This is a genomic window from Streptomyces sp. NBC_00237 (assembly GCF_026342435.1).
GTDB lineage: Bacteria > Actinomycetota > Actinomycetes > Streptomycetales > Streptomycetaceae > Streptomyces.
This window is the reverse complement of record NZ_JAPEMT010000001.1, coordinates 2,405,164-2,426,275: the sequence shown is the minus strand read 5'-3', so window position 1 is coordinate 2,426,275 and position 21,112 is coordinate 2,405,164. Positions and strand designations below refer to the sequence as shown.

The 21,112-nt window shown below is 71.7% G+C and carries 15 protein-coding genes; 8 read left to right on the top strand and 7 right to left on the bottom strand.

The genetic code is table 11. The features are described from left to right. Positions 1–69 precede the first annotated feature (69 nt). From OG897_RS10710 to OG897_RS10695, 4 genes are read left to right on the top strand one after another with little or no spacing between them, the layout of a single operon-like run. Positions 70–1,293, top strand: a complete 1,224-nt coding sequence (locus tag OG897_RS10710; protein WP_266655138.1) for an LLM class flavin-dependent oxidoreductase — start codon at positions 70–72, stop codon at positions 1,291–1,293. Then, complete coding sequence (locus tag OG897_RS10705; RefSeq protein WP_266655136.1) at positions 1,290–2,156, top strand: ABC transporter permease; 867 nt, start codon at positions 1,290–1,292, stop codon at positions 2,154–2,156. Before OG897_RS10710 ends, OG897_RS10705 begins: the two co-directional genes overlap by 4 nt. A 35-nt stretch (positions 2,157–2,191) precedes the next feature. Continuing rightward, entirely contained in the window at positions 2,192–3,244 is a 1,053-nt protein-coding gene (locus OG897_RS10700) for a glycine betaine ABC transporter substrate-binding protein (RefSeq protein ID WP_266655134.1), read from the top strand. Further along, positions 3,231–4,046, top strand: a complete 816-nt coding sequence (locus tag OG897_RS10695) for an ABC transporter ATP-binding protein (protein ID WP_266655132.1) — start codon at positions 3,231–3,233, stop codon at positions 4,044–4,046. The genes OG897_RS10700 and OG897_RS10695 overlap by 14 nt, the downstream gene beginning before the upstream one ends. 54 nt (positions 4,047–4,100) lie before the next feature. Here OG897_RS10695 and coaE read toward each other — a convergent pair whose 3' ends face one another. The 3 genes from coaE to rpsA all read right to left on the bottom strand — a co-directional run bounded on the left by coaE (position 4,101) and on the right by rpsA (position 7,600). Beyond that, entirely contained in the window at positions 4,101–4,706 is a 606-nt protein-coding gene (gene coaE / locus OG897_RS10690; RefSeq protein ID WP_266656738.1) for a dephospho-CoA kinase, read from the bottom strand. A gap of 132 nt (positions 4,707–4,838) precedes the next feature. Then, positions 4,839–5,777 carry a PAC2 family protein gene (locus OG897_RS10685; protein WP_266655130.1) on the bottom strand — a complete coding sequence of 313 codons (939 nt, stop codon included), beginning with the start codon at positions 5,775–5,777 and terminating at the stop codon, positions 4,839–4,841. A 308-nt stretch (positions 5,778–6,085) separates the two neighbouring features. Continuing rightward, on the bottom strand, positions 6,086–7,600 hold the full coding sequence (rpsA, locus tag OG897_RS10680; protein ID WP_266655128.1) for a 30S ribosomal protein S1: 1,515 nt from the start codon (positions 7,598–7,600) through the stop codon (positions 6,086–6,088). 394 nt (positions 7,601–7,994) lie between these two features. On the opposite strand from rpsA, the gene OG897_RS10675 reads away from it, so the two are divergent. Further along, complete coding sequence (locus OG897_RS10675) at positions 7,995–8,858, top strand: class I SAM-dependent methyltransferase (protein ID WP_266655126.1); 864 nt, start codon at positions 7,995–7,997, stop codon at positions 8,856–8,858. 117 nt (positions 8,859–8,975) lie between these two features. Beyond that, the gene (gene hrpB / locus OG897_RS10670) at positions 8,976–11,486 is read left to right on the top strand and encodes an ATP-dependent helicase HrpB (RefSeq protein WP_266655124.1); all 2,511 of its coding nucleotides are present in this window, start codon (positions 8,976–8,978) and stop codon (positions 11,484–11,486) included. 37 nt (positions 11,487–11,523) lie between these two features. Here the strand turns inward: hrpB and OG897_RS10665 are convergent, their stop codons facing one another. The 3 genes from OG897_RS10665 to OG897_RS10655 form a co-directional block, all read right to left on the bottom strand. Then, positions 11,524–12,570 (bottom strand): DUF3068 domain-containing protein, encoded by a 1,047-nt coding sequence (locus tag OG897_RS10665; RefSeq protein ID WP_266655122.1) that lies wholly within the window; start codon positions 12,568–12,570, stop codon positions 11,524–11,526. 16 nt (positions 12,571–12,586) lie between these two features. Continuing rightward, positions 12,587–12,724 carry an SPW_0924 family protein gene (locus tag OG897_RS10660; RefSeq protein ID WP_266655120.1) on the bottom strand — a complete coding sequence of 46 codons (138 nt, stop codon included), beginning with the start codon at positions 12,722–12,724 and terminating at the stop codon, positions 12,587–12,589. 212 nt (positions 12,725–12,936) lie between these two features. After that, positions 12,937–14,727 carry a lytic murein transglycosylase gene (locus OG897_RS10655; protein ID WP_266655118.1) on the bottom strand — a complete coding sequence of 597 codons (1,791 nt, stop codon included), beginning with the start codon at positions 14,725–14,727 and terminating at the stop codon, positions 12,937–12,939. Positions 14,728–14,936: 209 nt separating this feature from the next. Here OG897_RS10655 and OG897_RS10650 point away from each other — a divergent pair, with 209 nt between their 5' ends. Next, positions 14,937–15,845, top strand: coding sequence for a DUF4184 family protein (locus tag OG897_RS10650; protein WP_266655116.1), 909 nt, complete (start codon positions 14,937–14,939; stop codon positions 15,843–15,845). A gap of 49 nt (positions 15,846–15,894) precedes the next feature. Here OG897_RS10650 and polA read toward each other — a convergent pair whose 3' ends face one another. Next, positions 15,895–18,558, bottom strand: a complete 2,664-nt coding sequence (gene polA / locus OG897_RS10645) for a DNA polymerase I (protein WP_266656736.1) — start codon at positions 18,556–18,558, stop codon at positions 15,895–15,897. 217 nt (positions 18,559–18,775) lie between these two features. Here polA and OG897_RS10640 point away from each other — a divergent pair, with 217 nt between their 5' ends. Next, entirely contained in the window at positions 18,776–21,055 is a 2,280-nt protein-coding gene (locus OG897_RS10640; protein ID WP_266655114.1) for an FdhF/YdeP family oxidoreductase, read from the top strand. The last annotated feature ends 57 nt before the right edge of the window (positions 21,056–21,112 follow it).

The window sequence follows — 21,112 nt, the reverse complement described above, 5'->3', positions numbered from 1 at the left end:
CTTCCGTACGGCCCCCGTCGCACCTGTGCGTCGCGGGGGCCGTCCCCTGCCTGTCTCCAGAGGTCTCCCATGCCCACCACCGTGCCCTCGGCCACGTCCGGCACCCCTTCGAGCACCCCGACGCCACAGCCCCTGCTGCACTGGTTCCTGCCCACCGGCGGCGACGGCCGCGATCCCGGCGGCGTCACCGCCGTACAGGGGCGCACGGACGCCGCGACCCGCCGCCCCGCCGACATCGGCTACCTCTCCCAGGTGGCCCGCGCCGCCGAACAGGCAGGGTTCCAATCGCTGTTGACGCCCGTCGGCCTCGGCTGCGTGGACCCGTGGATCCTCACCGCCGCCCTCGCCCAGCACACCGACCGGATCGGCTTCCTGGTCGCCTTCCGGGCCGGATTCGCCAGCCCCACGCTGCTCGCCCAGCAGGCGGACGCCTTCCGCAGGTTCGCGGGCGGCAGGCTGCGGCTGAACGTCGTCACCGGCGGCGATCCCGTCGAGCAGCGGGCGTACGGCGACCACCTGGCGCACGACGAGCGGTACGCCCGCACCGCCGAGCTGATGGCCGCCCTGCGCTCCCTCCTGGACGGCGGGGACGCCGACCACGAGGGCGACCACTTCCGCCTCCAGGGGGCCCGCCTGGTCGACCCCGCCGTGCAGCACCCCGTACCGCTGTACTTCGGGGGTGCTTCCCCGGCGGCGGAGGACGTCGCCGCCGCACACGCGGACGTACAGCTGCTGTGGGGCGAGCCCCCGGCGGCGATCGGCGAGCGCATCAGAAGGCTGCGGGCCAAGACGGAGGCGGTGCGCGGAGAGAGCACGTCGCTGCGGTTCGGGCTGCGGCTGCACGTCGTCGCCCGCGACACGGCGGCGCAGGCGTGGGCGGAGGCGGACCGCATCCTGTCCCGGCTCGACCCGGAGGCGGTCCGGGCGAGCCAGGCCAGGTTCGCCGCCATGGACTCCGTGGGGCAGGCCCGGATGGCTGCCCTGCACGGCGGCAGCGCGGACGCCGCGAAGCTGGAGATCGCACCCAACCTGTGGGCGGGCATCGGCCTCGTACGGGAGGGGGCTGGCACCGCGCTCGTCGGCTCGCACGAGGAGGTGGCGCAGCGGCTGTACGAGTACCGCGCCCTGGGCGTCGACGAGTTCGTCCTCTCCGGCTATCCGCACCTGGAGGAGGCGTACCGGGTCGGCGAGGAGGTCGCACCCCGGCTGCGCGCACTCGTCGACGCGGCGGACGCCCCCTCGCACCTCAAAGAAGGTGCTGGCGCGCACACCGAAGAGGCGGCAGGCGCATGACCCTTACCGCGCCGCCGGAGAAACCCTTCACCGCCAAGCCGACTCCGCCCGCCCCCTCCCCCCGCTCCACCCCCCGCTTCGCCGCCCTGCGCTGGGCAGCCCTGCGGCTCGTCGCGCTGGCCGTCCTGCTGGGCGCCTGGCAGCTCGTGGTCGCGGCGGAGGTCTGGCCGCGCGTCCTGGTGCCCTCTCCGGGCGAGGTGTGGCACCAGTTCGTACGGTCCTCGACCGTCCACGACGGGGTGCGCGGCCAGAGCGGGCACCTCCTGATCGAGCACCTGGGCGTCAGCCTGCGCCGCATCGGCATCGGCACCGGGTACGCGGTCCTCGCGGGGGTGCCGCTCGGCCTGCTCATCGGTGCGGTCCGCCCGATCGCCGTCGTACTCGAACCCGCCGTGACGTTTCTGCGGACGCTGCCCCCGCTCGCGTACCTCTCACTGCTCGTCATCTGGTTCGGCATCGACGAGTCGCCGAAGGTGTGGCTGCTGATCATCGCCGCCCTGCCGCCGGTCGCGGCCGCCACCGCCGCTGCCGTACGGACGGTTCCCGAGCACCTGGTGGAAGCCGCACGCGCCCTGGGTGCGGGGCCGGTGTCCCTGCTGCTGTCGGTACGGCTGCCCGCCGCCCTCCCCGAGATCCTCACCGGGGTGCGCATCGCCGTCGGTGTCGCGTACACCTCCGTGGTGGCGGCGGAGACCATCAACGGCGTCCCCGGCATCGGCGGCATGATCCGCGACGCCCAGCGCTACAACCAGACCGCCGTCGTCATCGTCGGCATCATCGCCATCGGCCTGTCCGGCATCCTCCTCGACGCCCTCCTCAAGGGCGCGGAGCGCACCCTCGTGCCCTGGCGAGGCCGCAAGTGACCCCTGACCCCACCCACACCCACCGGAGCCCCGCCATGCCCCAGCACCTCAGTCGCCGCACCGCCCTCCTGGCGGCCACCGCCGCGCTCACCGCCCTCACCGCGACCGCCTGCGGCTTCGGCGGCTCCGCGAGCGCGGGCAGCACGGACGCGGCGGGCAAGACCGTCGTCCGCATCGCCTACCAGGCGATACCCAACGCCGACCTGGTCGTGAAGAACCAGCGGCTGCTGGAGAAGGCACTGCCGGACGTGTCCGTGAAGTGGGTCAAGTTCGACTCGGGCGGCGACGTCAACACCGCGGTGATCGCCGGTTCGGTGGACCTGGGGCTCGCGGGCTCCAGCCCCGTCACCAAGGGGCTCTCCGCGCCGCTGAACATCCCGTACAAGGTCCTCTGGATCCACGATCTGATCGGCGACAACGAGGCGCTCGTCGCGAAGAAGGGCATCGACGGCGTCAAGGACCTGGCGGGCAGGAAGGTCGCCACTCCCTTCGGCTCGACCTCGCACTATTCGCTGCTTGCCGCCCTGAAGTCGGCGGGCATCCCGGCGGACGAGGTCCAGGTCCTCGACCTCCAGCCGCAGGACGCGCTCGCCGCCTGGAAGCGCGGCGACATCGACGCGGCGTACGTGTGGACCCCGACCCTCGACGAGCTCCTCAAGGACGGCAAGGTCCTCACCACCAGCCGCCGGGTCGCCGACGCGGGCAGGCCGACCGCCGACCTCGCCGTCGTCACGAACGCCTTCGCCAAGGAGCACCCGAACATCGTCACCGCCTGGCTGAAGGCCCAGGACCAAGCCGTCAGGCAGGCGAAGTCCGACCCGGCGAAGGCGGCGGCCTCCATCGGCAAGGAGCTGAACGTCTCGCCCGCCGACGCACAGCGGCAGCTGGGGCAGCTGGTCCTGCTCACCGCGAAGGAGCAGGCGGGACCCGACTACCTCGGCCGCCCCGGCGCCCCCGGCAAACTGGCCGCGAACCTGCGCGACGCCGCCGGGTTCCTGAAGGGGCAGAAGGCCGTGGACGCGGTGCCGCCGCTCGCCGACTTCCAGAAGGCGCTCGCCGTCGAGGAGTTGAACCGTGCCGCAGGCTGAGACCGCGACAGCTCGTCCGGAAGTCCTGCTGGAGGACGTCACCGTCCGGTACGGGCGAGGCGCGCGCTCCCTGACCACCGCCGTCGAGGGCGTCTCGCTCACCCTCGCCGACGGCGAGTTCACCGTCCTGGTGGGCCCGTCCGGTTGCGGCAAGACGACCCTGCTGCGGGTCGTGGCGGGCTTCGAGCGTGCCTCGCGGGGCACTGCCCTGGTACGGGGCTCGGGCCCGGCCCCCGGCGGCGGCACGGGCATCGTCTTCCAGCAGCCTCGGCTGTTCCCGTGGCGCACGGTCGGCGGCAACATCGCCTTCGCTCTCGCCCGGCACGGTGTCCCGCGCGAACAACGAAAGGACCGCGTCGCACAGTTGCTGGAGCGGGTCGGCCTTCCCCACATGGCGGGCCGTCGCACCTGGGAGTTGTCGGGCGGCCAGCAACAGCGCGTGGCGATCGCCCGCGCGCTGGCGGGCGAGCCCCGGCTCCTGCTGATGGACGAGCCGTTCGCCGCACTCGACGCGCTCACCCGCGAGCGCCTCCAGGAAGAGGTGCGCACCCTCGCGGCGGCCTCCGGTGCGACGGTGCTGTTCGTGACGCACTCGGCGGAGGAGGCGGTGCTGCTCGGCACCCGCGTCCTGGTGATGGCCGCGCCTCCCGGCAGTCCCGGCCGTATCGTTTCGGAACTCACTGTCGATCTGCCGCGCGCCCCCGACACGGACCCGGCGGCCTTGCGCGCCACACCGGAATTCGCCCGGCTGCGGGGCGAGTTGACCGCCGCGATGCGGGAGGCGGCGACGCTCGACGCGTGAAGGCGGGGTGCCGCCTCGGAGGGGCGACACCCCACAGCCGTACCGGTACGAGGGCTAGCCCTCCAGCCCCGCCCGCTCCACCAGCGCCTGCCACACCTTGCGCACCTGGGGCTCCAGCGCCTCCAGCGGCCCGTCGTTGTCGATCACCAGGTCGGCGACGGCGAGCCGCTGCTCGCGCGTGGCCTGCGCCGCCATCCGCCCACGCGCGTCCGCCTCGGACGTCCCGCGCAGCCGCACCAGCCGGTCCAACTGCGTCTCGGGGGACGCGTCCACGACGACCACCAGGTCGTACAGCGGTGCGAGTCCGTTCTCCGTCAGCAGCGGTACGTCGTGGACGACGACGGCGTCGGCGGCCGCGGCCGCCTTCAGTTCGGCGGAGCGCGCCCCGACCAGCGGGTGCACGATCGCGTTGAGGGTCTTCAGCTTCTCCGGGTCGGCGAAGACGATCGCCCCGAGCGCGGGCCGGTCCAGCGTGCCGTCCGCCGCGAGGATGCCCTCGCCGAACGCCGCCACCACGGCGTCGAGCCCGGGAGTCCCGGGCTCGACGACTTCACGCGCGATCTTGTCGGCGTCGACGACGACCGCGCCGTACGACGCGAGCAGCCGCGACACTTCACTTTTACCGGCGCCGATACCACCGGTCAGGCCCACCGAAAGCATGGACACGCCCTCTCAGGTACAACCCCCGCAAGGGCGGGAACGACGTTCCGGCACCGATTCCGCCGGTCAGGCCCACCGGACCACCCCCGCGTCGGCGGGGCAGAGAGGCCGTATTCGCAGCCTAGCGGATCATCAGAGGTCGCCCTCCCGCTCGGCGAGGAACTTCTCGAACTCCAAGCCGATCTCGTCCGCCGACGGCAGGTCCTTGGCCTCCGCGACGAGGCTGCCGCGCGTCTCCGCACCGGCCACCGCGTCGTACTGGTGCTCAAGCCCCTGGACCAGCGCGACCAGTTCCTCGTCGCCCTCGCCGACCTGACGGTCGATCTCGTCCTGGGTGCGCCGGGCCTCGGTGCGCAGCGCGTGCGCCACGGACGGCAGCACCAGGCCGGTCGCCGCGGTGATCGCCTCCAGGACGGTCAGCGCCGAGTCCGGGTAGGCGGAGCGCGCCACGTAGTGCGGCACGTGGGCGGCGACGCCGAGGACGTCGTGCCCCGCCTCCGTCAGCCGGTACTCCACCAGCGACTCCGCGGACCCCGGCACCTGCGCCTCGTCGAACGGACTGCGGTGTCCCGGCACCAGGTCGGTGCGGTTGCCGTGCGGGGTGAGACCCACGGGGCGGGTGTGCGGGACGCCCATCGGGATGCCGTGGAAGTTCACCGCGAGCCGCACGCCGAGGCGCTCCACGATCTGCCGCACCGCCGCCGAGAACCTCTCCCACTCCACGTCCGGCTCAGGGCCGGAGAGCAGCAGGAACGGGGCGCCCGTGGCGTCCTGCACCAAGTGCACCTCAAGGGCGGGCGTCTCGTAGTCCGACCACTGGTCACGCTTGAACGTCAACAGGGGGCGGCGGGCCCGGTAGTCGACCAGCCGGTCGTGGTCGAAGCGCGCCACGACCTGGTGGGGCAGTGTGTCCAGGAGCTTCTCGACGATCTGGTCGCCGGTCTCTCCCGCGTCGATATAGCCGTCGAAGTGGTAGAGCATGACAAGTCCGGCCGACTCCTGGGCCAGCGCCATGTCGACGACGGCCAGCCCCTTCGGCTCCCATGCGTACAAACCCTGCGGATCAAGCACGATTCCCGCTACCTCCTCGCGTTTCACAGGGAAGAACGTGCTTCGGGCCTGGGACATTCCCTCCCCGGCCCTCTTCCCTCATACGAGTGGACAAGCCGACAAACGGGAACCGCACCCGCCCGCCGGAAACATCGCGCTCCGGAAACACTGCCCTTCGGAAACACGGCCCTTCGGGAACAGCGCCCTTCGGAAACGCAGGAAGGCCCGCTCCCCCGAAGGGGAACGGGCCTTCCTGTTCAGTCAGTTCGGCTCCCGGCCGTCACAGGGTGACGATCAGGTGGCCTCGCGACCGGTGAGGGTCAGAGCATTCAGCTCTGGCCGCCCGCCAGCTTCTCGCGGAGCGCGGCCAGGGCCTCGTCCGACGCCAGGGCGCCGGAGTTGTCGTCCGACTCCGAGGAGTACGAACCGCCCGAGATACCGGCGCTGGCGCTGCCGCCACCGGTGGCGGCCGGAGCGGCAGCACCCTCGGCAGCAGCGGCCTCGTCGGCCTCGCGGGACTTGATGACCTGGGCCTGGTGCTGCTCGAAGCGCTGCTGCGCCTCGGCGTACTGACCCTCCCAAGCCTCACGCTGGGTCTCGAAGCCCTCGAGCCAGTCGTTCGTCTCGGGGTCGAAGCCCTCGGGGTAGATGTAGTTGCCCTGGTCGTCGTACGACGCGGCCATGCCGTAGAGCGTCGGGTCGAACTCGACCGAGGCCGGGTCGGCACCGAAGGACTCGTTGGCCTGCTTCAGCGACAGCGAGATCCGGCGACGCTCAAGGTCGATGTCGATGACCTTGACGAAGATCTCGTCGTTGACCTGGACGACCTGCTCCGGGATCTCCACGTGGCGCTCGGCCAGCTCGGAGATGTGGACCAGACCCTCGATGCCCTCGTCCACGCGGACGAACGCACCGAACGGAACCAGCTTCGTGACCTTGCCGGGGACGACCTGGCCGATCTGGTGCGTACGGGCGAACTGCTGCCACGGGTCTTCCTGCGTCGCCTTCAGCGACAGGGAGACACGCTCGCGGTCCATGTCGACGTCGAGGACCTCGACGGTGACTTCCTGGCCGACCTCGACAACCTCGGACGGGTGGTCGATGTGCTTCCAGGACAGCTCGGAGACGTGCACGAGACCGTCGACGCCACCCAGGTCCACGAAGGCACCGAAGTTGACGATCGAGGAAACGACGCCGGAGCGGACCTGACCCTTCTGGAGGGTCGTGAGGAACGTCTGGCGAACCTCGGACTGGGTCTGCTCGAGCCAGGCACGGCGGGACAGGACCACGTTGTTGCGGTTCTTGTCCAGCTCGATGATCTTGGCCTCGAGCTCCTTGCCCACGTAGGGCTGGAGGTCGCGGACACGACGCATCTCGACGAGAGAGGCCGGCAGGAAGCCACGGAGGCCGATGTCGAGGATGAGACCACCCTTGACGACCTCGATGACGGTACCGGTGACGATCCCGTCCTCTTCCTTGATCTTCTCGATGGTGCCCCAGGCGCGCTCGTACTGTGCGCGCTTCTTCGAGAGGATCAGGCGGCCTTCCTTGTCCTCCTTCTGGAGAACCAGGGCCTCGATCTCGTCACCCACGGCGACGACCTCGTTCGGGTCGACGTCGTGCTTGATCGAGAGCTCGCGGCTCGGGATCACGCCTTCGGTCTTGTAGCCGATGTCGAGGAGGACCTCGTCGCGGTCGACCTTGACGATGACGCCGTCAACGATGTCGCCGTCGTTGAAGTACTTGATCGTCTCGTCGATCGCCGCGAGGAACGCGTCGGCGTCGCCGATGTCGTTGACCGCAACCTGCGGAGTGGTGGCGGTGGTCTCGGTGCTGCTCGTCATGTGGGAAAGGGCTCCGGTACGGACAGAAATCGTAGGTACTGCTACGCCGTGAGCCTGTCGCTCTGCAGAAGCCGGACAGCCGAAGAAGCACCAAGCCGGAAAACACGCCGGGCACCTCGAAAACCGAGGAGACATACATACAGATACGAGCGCGGCCTGCTAGGTCTGAGGCGCGCAGGCTCGCAGCGCAACTTGTAGCATACGGGGGCCGCCGGGCAGGGTCAATGCGCGAAGGCACACACCCGGGGCGGAACGCCCCATACCCGGCACAACTCGGGTTCGGCGAGGCCACAATGGGCTTCCCGCTCCCCCTCGACCTCTTCCCGGCCGGCCCTCGGGACCGTACCCGGGAGGGGTTCCGGCGGAGCCTACTCAGACTATTCGGACGGGCGCAATGATCCACGACGACGACTCTTCCGACGCCTCCTCCCTCGACGCCCTGGAGCTTCCGGACGACAGCGAGCCCGAGGCCACCCGGCGTGACGCGGGGGACGCGGAGAGCAGCCGGGCCAGCCGGGGCTGGTGGGACCGCAACGCGGACGAGTACCAGCAGGACCACGGGACCTTCCTGGGCGACGACCGCTTCGTGTGGGGCCCCGAGGGCCTCGACGAGGTGGAGGCGGAGCTCCTGGGCCCCGCCGAGGACCTCAAGGGGCTCGACGTGCTGGAGATCGGCGCGGGCGCCGCACAGTGCTCGCGCTGGCTGGTGGCGCAGGGCGCGCGCCCGGTCGCCGTCGACCTCTCCCACCGGCAGCTCCAGCACGCGCTGCGGATCGGCGGCGGCGAGGACGGGGTGGGCCTGGTGCAGGCCGACGCCGGAGTACTGCCCTTCCGGGACGGTTCCTTCGACCTGGCGTGCTCGGCGTACGGGGCGGTGCCCTTCGTCGCGGACCCGGTGAAGGTGTTCCGCGAGGTGCACCGGGTGCTGCGGCCGGGCGGGCGGTGGGTCTTCTCGGTCACCCACCCCGTCCGCTGGGCGTTCCCCGACGAACCGGGTCCGGAGGGGCTCTCGGTCTCCGCCTCGTACTTCGACCGCACTCCCTACGTGGAGCAGGACGAGCAGGGGCAGGCGGTGTACGTCGAGCACCACAGGACGCTCGGGGACCGCGTCCGGGACGTCGTCGCCGGGGGCTTCCGCCTGGTGGACCTCGTGGAGCCGGAGTGGCCCGCGTGGAACACCTCGGAGTGGGGCGGCTGGTCCCCCCTGCGGGGGAATCTGATCCCGGGCTCGGCGATCTTCGTGTGCGAGCGGGACTGAGGCCGGCTCCCCGAGTGGGTTCCCTTTCGGGACCGACCGCGTCCCGAAAGGGAACCCACTCCGTTCCGTAACGGAACCCACTCGGGCGTCGCCGCGCACCCGTACGACACTGTGGGGGTGATCCGTAGCGAAGCCCTCGATCAGCTGCCCGTACGCACCGCGGTGCCCCCTCTCCTGGAGGCGCTCGACGCGCACGGGGCGGCGGTGCTGTGTGCGCCGCCCGGCACCGGCAAGACGACCCTGGTGCCGCTGGTGCTGGCGGGCCTGGTGGGTGGCGGGCCCGTACGCACGGTGGTCGTCGCGGAGCCCCGCCGGATCGCCGCGCGGGCGGCGGCGCGGCGGATGGCGTGGCTGCTGGGCGAGCGCGTGGGACAGCGCGTCGGTGTCACCGTGCGCGGCGAGCGCACCGTCTCGCAGGACACCGTCGTGGAGGTCGTCACGACGGGCGTGCTGCTGCAACGGTTGCAGCGGGACCAGGAGTTGACCGGCGTCGACGTCGTCGTGCTGGACGAGTGCCACGAGCGGCATCTCGACGCGGACACCGCCGCCGCCTTCCTCCTGGACGTACGTTCCGCCCTGCGGCCGGAGCTGCGGCTCGTGGCGGCGTCGGCGACCACCGACGCGGCGGGCTGGTCGGAGCTGCTGGGCGACGCGCCCGTGGTGGAGGCGCAAGGGGTGTCGCACCCCGTCGAGACGGTGTGGGCACCGCCCCTGCGCCCGGTACGCCCGCCGCACGGGATGCGCGTGGACCCCGCACTGCTGTCGCATGTGGCCTCCGTCGTGCGCAGGGCGCTCGCCGAGCGCGAGGGCGACGTGCTCTGCTTCCTGCCGGGCGTGGGTGAAATCAGCCGGGTGGCGGGACAGTTGAGCGGCGTCGGGGCCGAGGTGCTCCAGGTGCACGGGCGGGCTCCCGCGGCCGTGCAGGACGCCGTCCTCGCGGGCTCCTCCGCCGGACGCCGGGTCGTCCTGGCGACGTCCGTCGCGGAGTCGAGCCTGACCGTGCCCGGGGTGCGGGTCGTCGTGGACTGCGGTCTCGCGCGTGAGCCGCGTACCGACCACGCACGGGGATTGAGCGCGCTGACGACCGTACGGGCGTCTCGTGCGGCGGCACGGCAGCGCGCGGGGCGCGCCGGGCGTGAGGCTCCGGGCGCGGTGTACCGGTGCTGGGACGAGGCCGAGCAGGGGCGGCTGCCCGCCTACCCGAACCCGGAGATCAAGGTGGCGGACCTGGCGGCGTTCGCCCTCCAGGCGGCCTGCTGGGGCGACCCGGACGCCTCCGGCCTCGCCCTCCTCGACGCGCCCCCTGCGGGGGCGATGGCGGCGGCCAGGGAGGTCCTGACGGCGGTCGGCGCGGTGGACGCGCAGGGGCGGGCCACCGACCGGGGCGTACGCCTGTCGCGGCTCGGCCTGCACCCGCGTCTCGGCAGGGCGCTGCTGGACGGTGCGCGGGAGATCGGGGCGCGGCGGGCCGCCGAGGTGGTGGCGCTGCTGAGCGAGGAACCGCCGCGCGAGTACGGGGACGACCTGGCGGAGGCGTGGCGGGCGGCTCGGCGCGGCAACGACGCGTACGGGGCGCGCTGGAAGCAGGAGACGCGGCGGCTGGCGTCGGGGGTGCAGGGCGAGGGCACTCCCCTGCCGGACGACGCGGCGGCGGGCCTGGTGGCGGCGCTGGCGTTCCCGGAGCGGGTGGCGCGGGCGCGGGGTGCGGGGGCGTTCCTGATGGCGTCGGGGACGGGTGCGGAAGTGGGCGAGGGGTCGCGGCTGCGGAGTGCTCCGTGGCTGGCCGTGGCGGTCGCGGACCGTCCGGCGCACGCGGCGTCCGCGCGGGTGCGGCTGGCGGCGGTCGTCGACGAGGACACGGCGCGGCTGGCGGCGGAGCACCTGTACGGGGTGCGGGAGGAGGTCCGCTGGGAGGGCGGGGACGTGGTGGCGCGGCAGGTGGAGGCGCTGGGTGCGGTGGAGCTGACCGTGCGCCCTCTTCAGGAGGTGCCTCGGGCACAGGTGCGCGACGCCCTTCTTGAGGGGTTGCGCAGGGAGGGCCTCGGGCTGCTGCGGTGGACGCGGGACGCGGTGGGGCTGCGGGAGCGGCTGGCGTTCCTGCACAGGGTGCTGGGGGCGCCGTGGCCGGACGTGTCGGACGGAGCCTTGGTGGACCACCCCGACGACTGGCTGGAGCCGGAGTTGTCGCGGGCGCGGCGGAGGGCGGATCTGGGGCGGATCGAGGCCGGGCAGGCGCTGAACCGGCTGCTGCCGTGGGCGACCGGGGAGGCGACCCGGCTGGACGAGCTGGCACCGGAGCGGATCGAGGTGCCGAGCGGGTCGCGGATCAGGGTGGACTACGGGGGTGAGCAGCCGGTGCTGGCGGTGAAGTTGCAGGAGATGTTCGGGCTGGGCGAGACGCCGAGGGTGGGTGCGTCCGGGTCCTCCGCCGGGGTGCCGGTGCTGGTGCACCTGCTGTCGCCTGCGGGGCGGGCGGTGGCGGTGACGGCGGATCTGGCGTCGTTCTGGCGGGAGGGGTACCGGGGGGTGCGGGCGGAGCTGCGGGGGCGGTATCCGAAGCATCCGTGGCCGGAGGAGCCCGGTGAGGCGGTGGCCACGCGGTATACGAAGGCGAGGTCGAAGGGGTAGGAGGGCGGGGCGAGGCCGAAGGGCGGGGCGAGGGCATTCAGGGGCGCGGGGAACTGCGCAACCCGTCGGAGGCGGGCCGGGGGTCCGGGGGCGGACTCCCCGGGGCAGTGGCCCCGGCCCCGCTCGCCCGCACGGTCCCCCTCCTCCTGCCCCGGGCCTCCAACCACAGCGCAAGGCCCAGCAGGGCGAGGCCGAGGCCCAGGAAGCCCCACGGCAGGTACGACGTCAGCAGCAGCACCAGTGTCCGGTTGGACGTGACGAGGGCGACCGTCGCGTCGACGTAGTCCGCCCGCATCTTCACGTGCCCGGCGAACGCCGTGACCTTGTCCCGCCCCTGGAGCAGGGTGCCGCCCCGCATCTCCTCCTGGTGGATCTCCTCCCCGTTCACCGGGGCCCCCGTCACCGGGTCGATCCAGAACATCCGCTTCGTCGTGTACCACATGCTCGTCCCGGTCGACTTCTCCAGCGTGCTGGAGTCGAGGCCCTCGACCGGCATCTGCCGGGGGTAGGGCACCTTCGTCCACGGGACGGTCTGCTCGAAGTAGTAGACCTCCATCCCCCGGAACTCCCGCGTCCCCTTGTAGTGGATGGGTGCGGTGCGCCGGGAGCGCGCGTCGAAGTACTCGTAGTCGCGCTTCTCCGTCAGGAACGGCCACTTGAACTCGATGCCGCGCCGCCGCACCGCTTCCCCGTCGACCATTTCCCCGGTGGCGTGCACGGGGTCCTGGGTGTGCGCGTCGAAGATGTAGCGCTCGGGGATGGTGGAGACCATCTTGCCGTCGGGTCCCGCGATGAAGGTCAGGGCGTCCCAGACCACCACGTCGCGCCCGGCGGTCTTCTCGATGCGCGTCGACTCCTCGACGTTCCCCTTGAGCGTCTGCACGATGGTGAGCTTCTCCACCTGCTTGGCCTGCATGGTGCCGTAGTCGACGAGCGTCGCGGGCTTCGCCTCCAGGACCATGTCCTGGTACTGGCTGGGCGGGATCTTCGCGAGCCGAGGGAAGGCGTACCAGCGCGTCAACGGCGACAGCGCGGCGAAGAACATCGCGAATGCGAGCAGGAACAGTCCGGCTTTGCTTCGCATGTCGTCCTCGCCCCCGCTACTTCTTCGGTCCCGGGACGGTGGTCAGCAACGGTTTCGACGACGTCTCTCCGTCAGGAGCGCCGATCGCCGTGATCGTGAGGACCAGGGCGAACGCGGCGGCCAGCCCCACGGCTGCGGCGATGAGGGCACGCATGACCCGACTCCCTCCCGGGGGAAGTTCTCTGACGTTCCGTCAGGGAGGGGGCACCGTAGCAACGGCAGCGTCAGAGGGGAACACCCGCACAGAAGACAGAAGACAGCGGAAACAGCGTGAGGGGCCGGGTTTTCCCGGCCCCTCACCCATGTCACGGTCCCCGCCGTCACGTCACGGCTCCAGCCGCACACGTCACGGACTCATCAACACGCCTACGGCTTCGGCGTCCCCGTCGCTCCCGGCGACGACGAGGCGGACGGGCTCGCGCTCGTGCCAGGCGACTTCGTCGGCGTGGTCGTCGGCGGGGTGGTGGGAGGCGTCGTGGGCGGCGTCGTCGGAGGCGTGGTGGGCGGCGTCGTGGGGGCGGCGGTGACCGTCAGCGTGACGTTCAGGGCCACGCCGTCCGCGACGATCCGCAGGATGTACGTCCCCGCTGTCGGGCCCGCGTACAGCTTCGGCAGCGTCACCGTGCCGTCGGCGCCCGTGACGAGGCCCCCCACCGTACGTACGGCGGTGCCGTCGGCGGCCTTGAAGTACGGGCCCTTCGTGCCGACGACCACGGCGGACACCTTGGAGCCCTTGAGCGCCTTGCCGTCGGCCGTGGCCTTCACCTCGACGGCGCCCGCGAACGTCTCGCCCGTCTCGGCCTTGAGCGCGGCGGCGGACGTACGGGCCAGAGCGTCGGCCTTCGGCGCGGGCTCGGCCTTCGCGGTGACCGTCGCCCAGAACTCGGCGGCGGGCGCACCCGTCGTGGACACCCGGACGACGAACGCGCCCGCCGTGTCGCCCGCGGCCAGGACCGGCGCGACGGCGAGGCCGTTCTTGTTCGTGGTGACGACGGTGCGCAGCGCGTTGCCCGGGAAGCGGGCCCCGGTGGCGCCGACGACGGTGAAGTCGACCTTGACGCCCGCGACGGGCTTGCCCGCCTTGTCGAGCGCCTGCACGGAGGGCCGGGTGGCGAAGTCGTCGCCCGCGACGGCGGCGAGCTTCGTCCCGGTGGTGGCCTTGAGCGCGGCGGCGGTGTCCGGCGTGGTCGGCGGAGTGGTGGGCGGCGTGGTGGGCGGCGTGGTCGGGCTCGGCTTGCCGCCGGGCTTCGTCGGACCCGGGGAGGGCGGGGCGGTGACGCCGCCGTTGCCGGGGGCCGGGGGGTTCTTGGTGTGGCTGTCGGGCTGCGGGGTGGTCGGCTGGACGCCGGTGCCGTCGGGGACCGTGTGGGTGCCCCGGTTGTAGAAGTCGAACCAGGACAGGACGGTCCGCAGATACACGCGCGACTGGTTGTAGCTGAGGATCGCCTTCTCGCGGTCGGCCGGGTTCGTCATGTCGCGGGAGCCCGCGCACAGGTAGTGACCGGCCGCGAGCGCCGCGTCGTAGATGTTGTTCGGGTCCTTCTTGCCGTCCCCGTTGCCGTCCTTGCCGTTGCGGGCCCAGGTCGAGGGGATGAACTGCATCGGGCCGACGGCACGGTCGTACGTGCTGTCGCCGTCGTACGCACCCTTGTCGGTGTCCGAGATGTTGGCGAAGCCGACACCGTTGAGGACAGGGCCCAGGATCGGCGCGAGGGTGTTGCCCTGGGCGTCGACCTGGCCGCCGCGCGCCTGGCCGGACTCCACCTTGCCGATGGCGGCGAGGAGTTGCCAGGGCAGTCGGCAGGACGGGTCGGCGGACTCGACCGCCGCCTGCGCCTTCTTGTACGCGTCCAGGACGGTCGCGGGCAGGCCCGCCTCCACCGCACCGGTGGGGGCAGTGGTGCCGTCACCGGTGCCGGGCATCCCGATGCTCGTCTCAGGAGCACCGGGCATGGTGAGAGGCGGAAGGTCCGTGTAGTAGGGGGAGTTGCCGGTGGCCGCACTCTCCGGGCTCGGCTTCGCACCGGCCGTCTGTCCGTCGTACTGACTCCCCGCGGCTCCGGGAGCCTGCGACGCGGACAGAGCGGCCACGGCTATCGCCGCGACCGCCGTCGTGGTCGCTCCCTTGCGCAAGCGACGACCGAACTGTGCAGCCATGCGATTGGTCCCTCCCCATCGGCGGCAGTGCGCGCTCCCCAGCGCGAAGACCCACGTGACACTACGACAACTCTTGGCCCCGGAACACAGCCTTCTGGACGCTTTTCACCTCTTCGACACTTTCGTATCCCCAGATAGCCGGGTCACCACAGTCCCGCATACTGGGCGACACCGATCACACGTGATCAAGCAGTGCACAGGGGGACCCGTTGCCATTCACGCTCAGCCACGCCGCCGCTGTCCTGCCGGGCATCCGCCGCGACGGCACCGGACGCGGCCCCTTCCTGGCGTCCGCACTCGTCGCGGGCTCCTTCGCCCCGGACCTCACCTACTTCGCGGCGTCCGTCCTCCCCGGCGGCATGTCCTACGGCTCCTTCACGCACTCCCCCTGGGGCATCGTCACGGCGGACGTGGTGTGCGCGGCGCTGCTGGTACTGCTGTGGATACGGGCGCGCGAACCCGTGGTGGCGCTGTTGCCGCGACGGTGGCAGGGGCGGGTGCACGCCTTCGTGCGCGGCACGCGCTGGACCTCCCTCACGCCGTCGCTGGCCGCGAAGTTCGTCCTGTCGGCGGTCGTCGGATCGCTCACCCACGTCGGCTGGGACCTCTTCACCCACTCGGGACGGCTCGGCACGGACCTGTTTCCCGTCCTCGGGAGAACGGTCGGCGGCTTCCCCCTCTACACCTACGCGCAGTACGGGAGTTCGGCGCTGGCGGCGCTCGGCCTCTGCTGGTTCCTGGTGACGGCACTGCGCCGCCAGCAGCCGTCGTCGCTTCAGGACGTACCCCTGCTGGACCGGCGTCGGCGCGTCGTCGCCACCACGCTCCTCGGAGGCTGCGCGGTCCTCGGCGCGGCCCTGCGGGTCCTGCGCTGGCAGGCCCACCAGAGGATGCCGCTGAGCACGTTCGACTACATCCCCACGCTCTGCTTCGGCGCGGGCGCGGGACTGCTGGTGGGGCTGGTGCTGTACGTGGTGCTGGCGGGGCGGTGGCGAGCGGCGGCACCGGGAGCCGCCGCGGCCACCGACAGCGGAGCCGCCGGAGCCGGAGCCGGCCGGACCGCAGCCGCCCCCGCCCCGGACACGGCACAGGCCCGCCCCCGTACCCGATCGCACTGATCGCGTACGGAGCCGGGCCCCGGCCCCTCGCTTCGCGGGCGAGCGGGCGTCAGTGCGCGGCGGACTCCCAGTCCCCGCCGACCCCCACCGAGACATCGAGCGGCGCCCGCAGTTCGACGGCACCCGCCATCTCGCGGCGGACGATCTCCTCGACCTTCTCCTTCTCGCCCTCGGCGATCTCCAGCACGATTTCGTCGTGCACCTGGAGCAGCATCCGGGACGTACAACCGGCCTTCTCCAGCGCCGCGTCGACGTTCAGCATCGCGACCTTGACGATGTCGGCCGCGGTGCCCTGGATCGGGGCGTTGAGCGCCATCCGCTCGGCCATCTCACGCCGCTGCCGGTTGTCGCTGTTGAGGTCCGGGAGGTAGCGGCGACGGCCCAGCATCGTCTCCGTGTACCCGGTGGCACGCGCCTCCTCGACGGCGCGCTGGAGGTAGTCCTGCACCCCGCCGAACCGCTCGAAGAAGGTGTTCATCAGGCCGCGCGCCTCGCCCGCGTCGATGTTCAGCTGCTGCGAGAGGCCGAACGCGGACAGGCCGTACGCCAGGCCGTACGACATGGCCTTGATCTTGCGGCGCATCTCGGCGTCGACCTCGGAGCGCTCCACGCCGAACACCTGGGAGGCGACCGTGGTGTGCAGGTCCTCACCGGACTTGAACGCCTCGATGAGGCCCTCGTCCTCCGACAGGTGCGCCATCACCCGCAGTTCGATCTGGCTGTAGTCCGCCGTCATCAGGCACTCGTAGCCCTCGCCGACGACGAAACCGCGGCGGATCGCGCGGCCCTCGTCGGTGCGGACCGGAATGTTCTGGAGGTTGGGCTCGGTGGAGGACAGGCGTCCGGTCGCGGCCACCGTCTGGTTGAAGGTGGTGTGGATGCGGTCGTCGGCGGCGATCGTCTTGATCAGGCCCTCGACGGTCACCCGCAGCTTGGCCTGCTCACGGTGGCGCAGCATGATCACCGGCAGCTCGTGCTCGGTCTGCGCCGCCAGCCACGCCAGGGCGTCCGCGTCCGTGGTGTAACCGGTCTTGGTCTTCTTCGTCTTGGGCAGCGCCAGCTCGCCGAAGAGGATCTCCTGCAACTGCTTGGGCGAACCGAGGTTGAACTCGCGGCCCGCCGCGTCGTGCGCCTCGCCGACCGCCTGCTGCACCGCGCCCGCGAACTGCTCCTCCATGGCGGTCAGGTGCGCGCGGTCGGCGGCGATGCCGTGCCGCTCCAAGCGGGCAAGGAGGATCGAGGTGGGCAGTTCCACGTCGTGCAGCAGCTCGGCCGCGCCGACCTCCTTCAGCTTCTGGGTGAAGGCGTCACCCAGGTCGAGGATGGTGCGGGCCTGCCCCATCAGGGCGTCCGCCTCGGCCCGCTCGTCCTCCTCGGAACCGAACGCCAACTGCCCCTCGGCAGCAGCCGCCGGAGCCAGCTCACGGCCCAGGTACTCCACCGACAGGGCGTCCAGCGCGAACGAACGGCGGCCCGGCTTCACCAGGTACGCGGCGAGCGCGGTGTCCATGGTGACGCCGCACAGCGTCCAGCCGTGCTCCGGCAGGACCCGCATCACACCCTTGGCGTTGTGCAGGACCTTCGGGCGGTCCGCGTCGGCGAACCAGGCGGCGACGGCCTTCTCGTCGGCCTCGTCGAGCTCCGCTGGGTCGAACCAGGCGGCGGCCCCACCGGCCGCGGCCAGCGCGATCTCGGTGACGCCGCCCGTGCCCAGCGCCCACGTGTCGACCGTGGCGACGCCGAGCGGCTGCGCACCGTGCTCCGCCAGCCACGGGGCGACCTCGCCGGTGCCCAGCACCGAGCCGTCCAGCTCCAGCCCTGCGGCCGGAGCGGCGGCCTCCTCCTCGGCGGCCCCCGGGTCCACCGCGTACAGGCGCTCGCGCAGCGACGGGTTGCGGATCTCCAGCACGTCCAGGACACCGGCCACCGCGTCCCGGTCGTACGGAGCACGCTCCAGGTCGCCCGGAGCCTTGGACAGCTCCACGTCGCGCACCATCTCGGTGAGCTTGCGGTTGAGCTTCACGGCGTCCAGGTGGTCGCGGAAGTTCTGCCCGGCCTTGCCCTTGACCTCCTCGGCGCGCTCCACCAGATCGGCGAACGAACCGAACTGGTTGATCCACTTCGCGGCGGTCTTCTCGCCGACGCCCGGGATGCCGGGGAGGTTGTCGGACGGGTCGCCGCGCAGGGCCGCGAAGTCCGGGTACTGCTGCGGGGTCAGCCCGTACTTCTCCTCGACCTTCTCCGGGGTGAAACGGGTCAGCTCGGAGACGCCCTTGGTCGGGTACAGCACGGTGACGTGCTCGGTGATCAGCTGGAAGGAGTCCCGGTCGCCGGTCACGATCAGCACGTCGAACCCGGCCGCCTCCGCCTGGGTGGCGAGCGTCGCGATCACGTCGTCGGCCTCGAAGCCGTCGATCGCGAAGCGGTCCACGTGCATCGCGTCCAGGAGCTCCCCGATCAGCTCGACCTGCCCCTTGAACTCGTCGGGGGTCTTCGAGCGGTTCGCCTTGTACTCCGGGAACTCCTCGGAACGCCAGGTCTTGCGGGACACGTCGAACGCCACCGCGAGGTGCGTGGGCGCCTCGTCACGCAGGGTGTTCGCCAGCATCGACGCGAAGCCGTAGACGGCGTTCGTCGGCTGACCGGTCGCGGTCGTGAAGTTCTCCGCGGGCAGCGCGAAGAACGCACGGTAGGCCAGGGAGTGCCCGTCCATGAGGAGCAGGCGGGGCCGCGCCCCGGCGGTCTCGGAAGTCTTGTCTGCGGTCTTCGCTGCTGTTTTTGCCACGCCCCCGATCCTAGGCGGCGCCACTGACAATCCGGTCCGCCCGCCGGTCACGCCCCGCCCCTGGCGTCCTCACTGTCAGTGGCCCGTGACAGGATCGAAGAGGTCAGACTCAGACTCGAAGATCCACCGCTCGAAGGGGAGCGCCATGGCAGCGAAGCCGCCCGCAGGGGACCCGGTCCAGGACGCGCCGCAGGTCGCGGCCCCCCAGCACGCCGCCGCCGGGCTGCCCGCCATCGCGCACACGCTGCGCGCCGCCCACCAGCAGATGGGCACGGTCCGCACCGCCCGCACCCTCCTCAAGGTCAACCAGAAGGACGGCTTCGACTGCCCCGGCTGCGCCTGGCCCGAGGAGGACAAGCGGCACACGGCGGAATTCTGCGAGAACGGCGCGAAGGCGGTCGCCGAGGAGGCCACCGTCCGCCGGGTCACCCCCGCCTTCTTCGCGCGGCACCCGGTCTCCGACCTCGCGGAGCGCAGCGGGTACTGGCTCGGCCAGCAGGGCCGCATCACCGAGCCGATGTTCCTCGACGAGGGCTCCGACACCTACGTACCCGTCACCTGGGAGCGCGCCTTCGAGCTGATCGGCAAGGAGCTCAAGGCCCTCGACTCCCCCGACGAGGCCCTCTTCTACACCTCCGGCCGCACCAGCAACGAAGCGGCGTTCCTGCTCCAGCTCTTCGCCCGCGAGTTCGGCACGAACAACCTGCCCGACTGCTCCAACATGTGCCACGAGTCCTCCGGCTCCGCCCTCACGGAGACCATCGGCATCGGCAAGGGCAGCGTCTCCCTCGACGACCTCCACAAAGCCGAACTGATCATCGTCGCCGGGCAGAACCCCGGCACGAACCACCCGCGCATGCTGACCGCCCTGGAGAAGGCCAAGCACGCGGGCGCGAAGATCATCTCGGTGAACCCGCTGCCCGAAGCCGGTCTGGAGCGGTTCAAGAACCCACAGACCCCGCAGGGCATGCTCAAGGGCACCTCCCTCACCGACCTCTTCCTCCAGATCCGCCTCGGCGGCGACCAGGCCCTCTTCCGCCTCCTCAACAAGCTGATCCTCGAAACGCCCGGCGCGGTCGACGAGCTGTTCGTCCGCGAACACACCCACGGGTACGAGGAGTTCACGGCCGCGGCGAAGGCCGCCGACTGGGACGAGACCCTCACCGCGACCGGCCTGGACCGCGCCGACATCGAGCGCGCCCTGGAGATGGTCCTCGCGTCCAGGAGCACCATCGTCTGCTGGGCGATGGGCCTCACCCAGCACAAGCACTCCGTGCCGACGATCCGCGAGGTCGTCAACTTCCTCCTGCTGCGCGGCAACATCGGCCGCACCGGCGCCGGAGTCTGCCCCGTCCGCGGCCACTCCAACGTCCAGGGCGACCGCACCATGGGCATCTTCGAGCGGCCCGCACCCGCCTTCCTCGACGCCCTCGACAAGGAATTCGGCATCACCTCGCCCCGCCACCACGGGTACGACGTGGTGCGCGCCATCCAGGCGCTGCGCGACGGCGACGCCAAGGTGTTCTTCGCGATGGGCGGCAACTTCGTCGCCGCCACCCCCGACACCCACGTCACCGAGGCCGCCATGCGCACGGCCCGCCTCACCGTCCACGTGTCGACCAAGCTCAACCGCTCGCACGTCGTCACCGGCACCCGCGCCCTGATCCTGCCGACCCTCGGCCGCACCGACAAGGACATACAGACGAGCGGCAAGCAGTTCGTCACCGTCGAGGACTCCATGAGCATGGTGCACGCCTCGCGCGGCAACCTGCCGCCCGCGAGCAAGCACCTGCTCTCCGAACCGGCCATCGTCGCCCGCATGGCCCGCGCCACCCTCGGCAAGGAGTCGGCCACCCCCTGGGAGGAGTTCGAGCAGGACTACGCGACGATCCGCGACCGGATCTCCCGCGTCGTCCCCGGTTTCGAGGACTTCAACGCCCGCGTCGCACAGCCCGGCGGCTTCACCCTCCCCCACGGCCCGCGCGACGAGCGCCGCTTCCCCACGGCCACCGGCAAGGCCAACTTCACCGCCGCACCCGTCGAGTACCCGGAACTGCCCGCAGGGCGGCTGCTGTTGCAGACCCTGCGCTCCCACGACCAGTACAACACCACCATCTACGGCCTCGACGACCGCTACCGGGGCATCAAGGACGGCCGCCGCGTCGTCCTGGTCAACCCCGAGGACGCGACGGCACTCGGGCTCGCGGACGGCTCGTACACCGATCTGATCAGCGAGTGGAAGGACGGCGTCGAACGCCGCGCCCCCGGCTTCCGCGTCGTGCACTACCCGACCGCGCGGGGCTGCGCCGCCGCCTACTACCCCGAGACGAACGTGCTGGTGCCGCTGGACGCCACCGCGGACACCAGCAACACCCCCGCCAGCAAGTCCGTGGTGGTCCGTCTGGAACAATCACCGACCGTCTGAGCGTTCGCTTAGCCAGCGGACCACCCGCAGCCACCGGACCACACGGTCACCGGACCG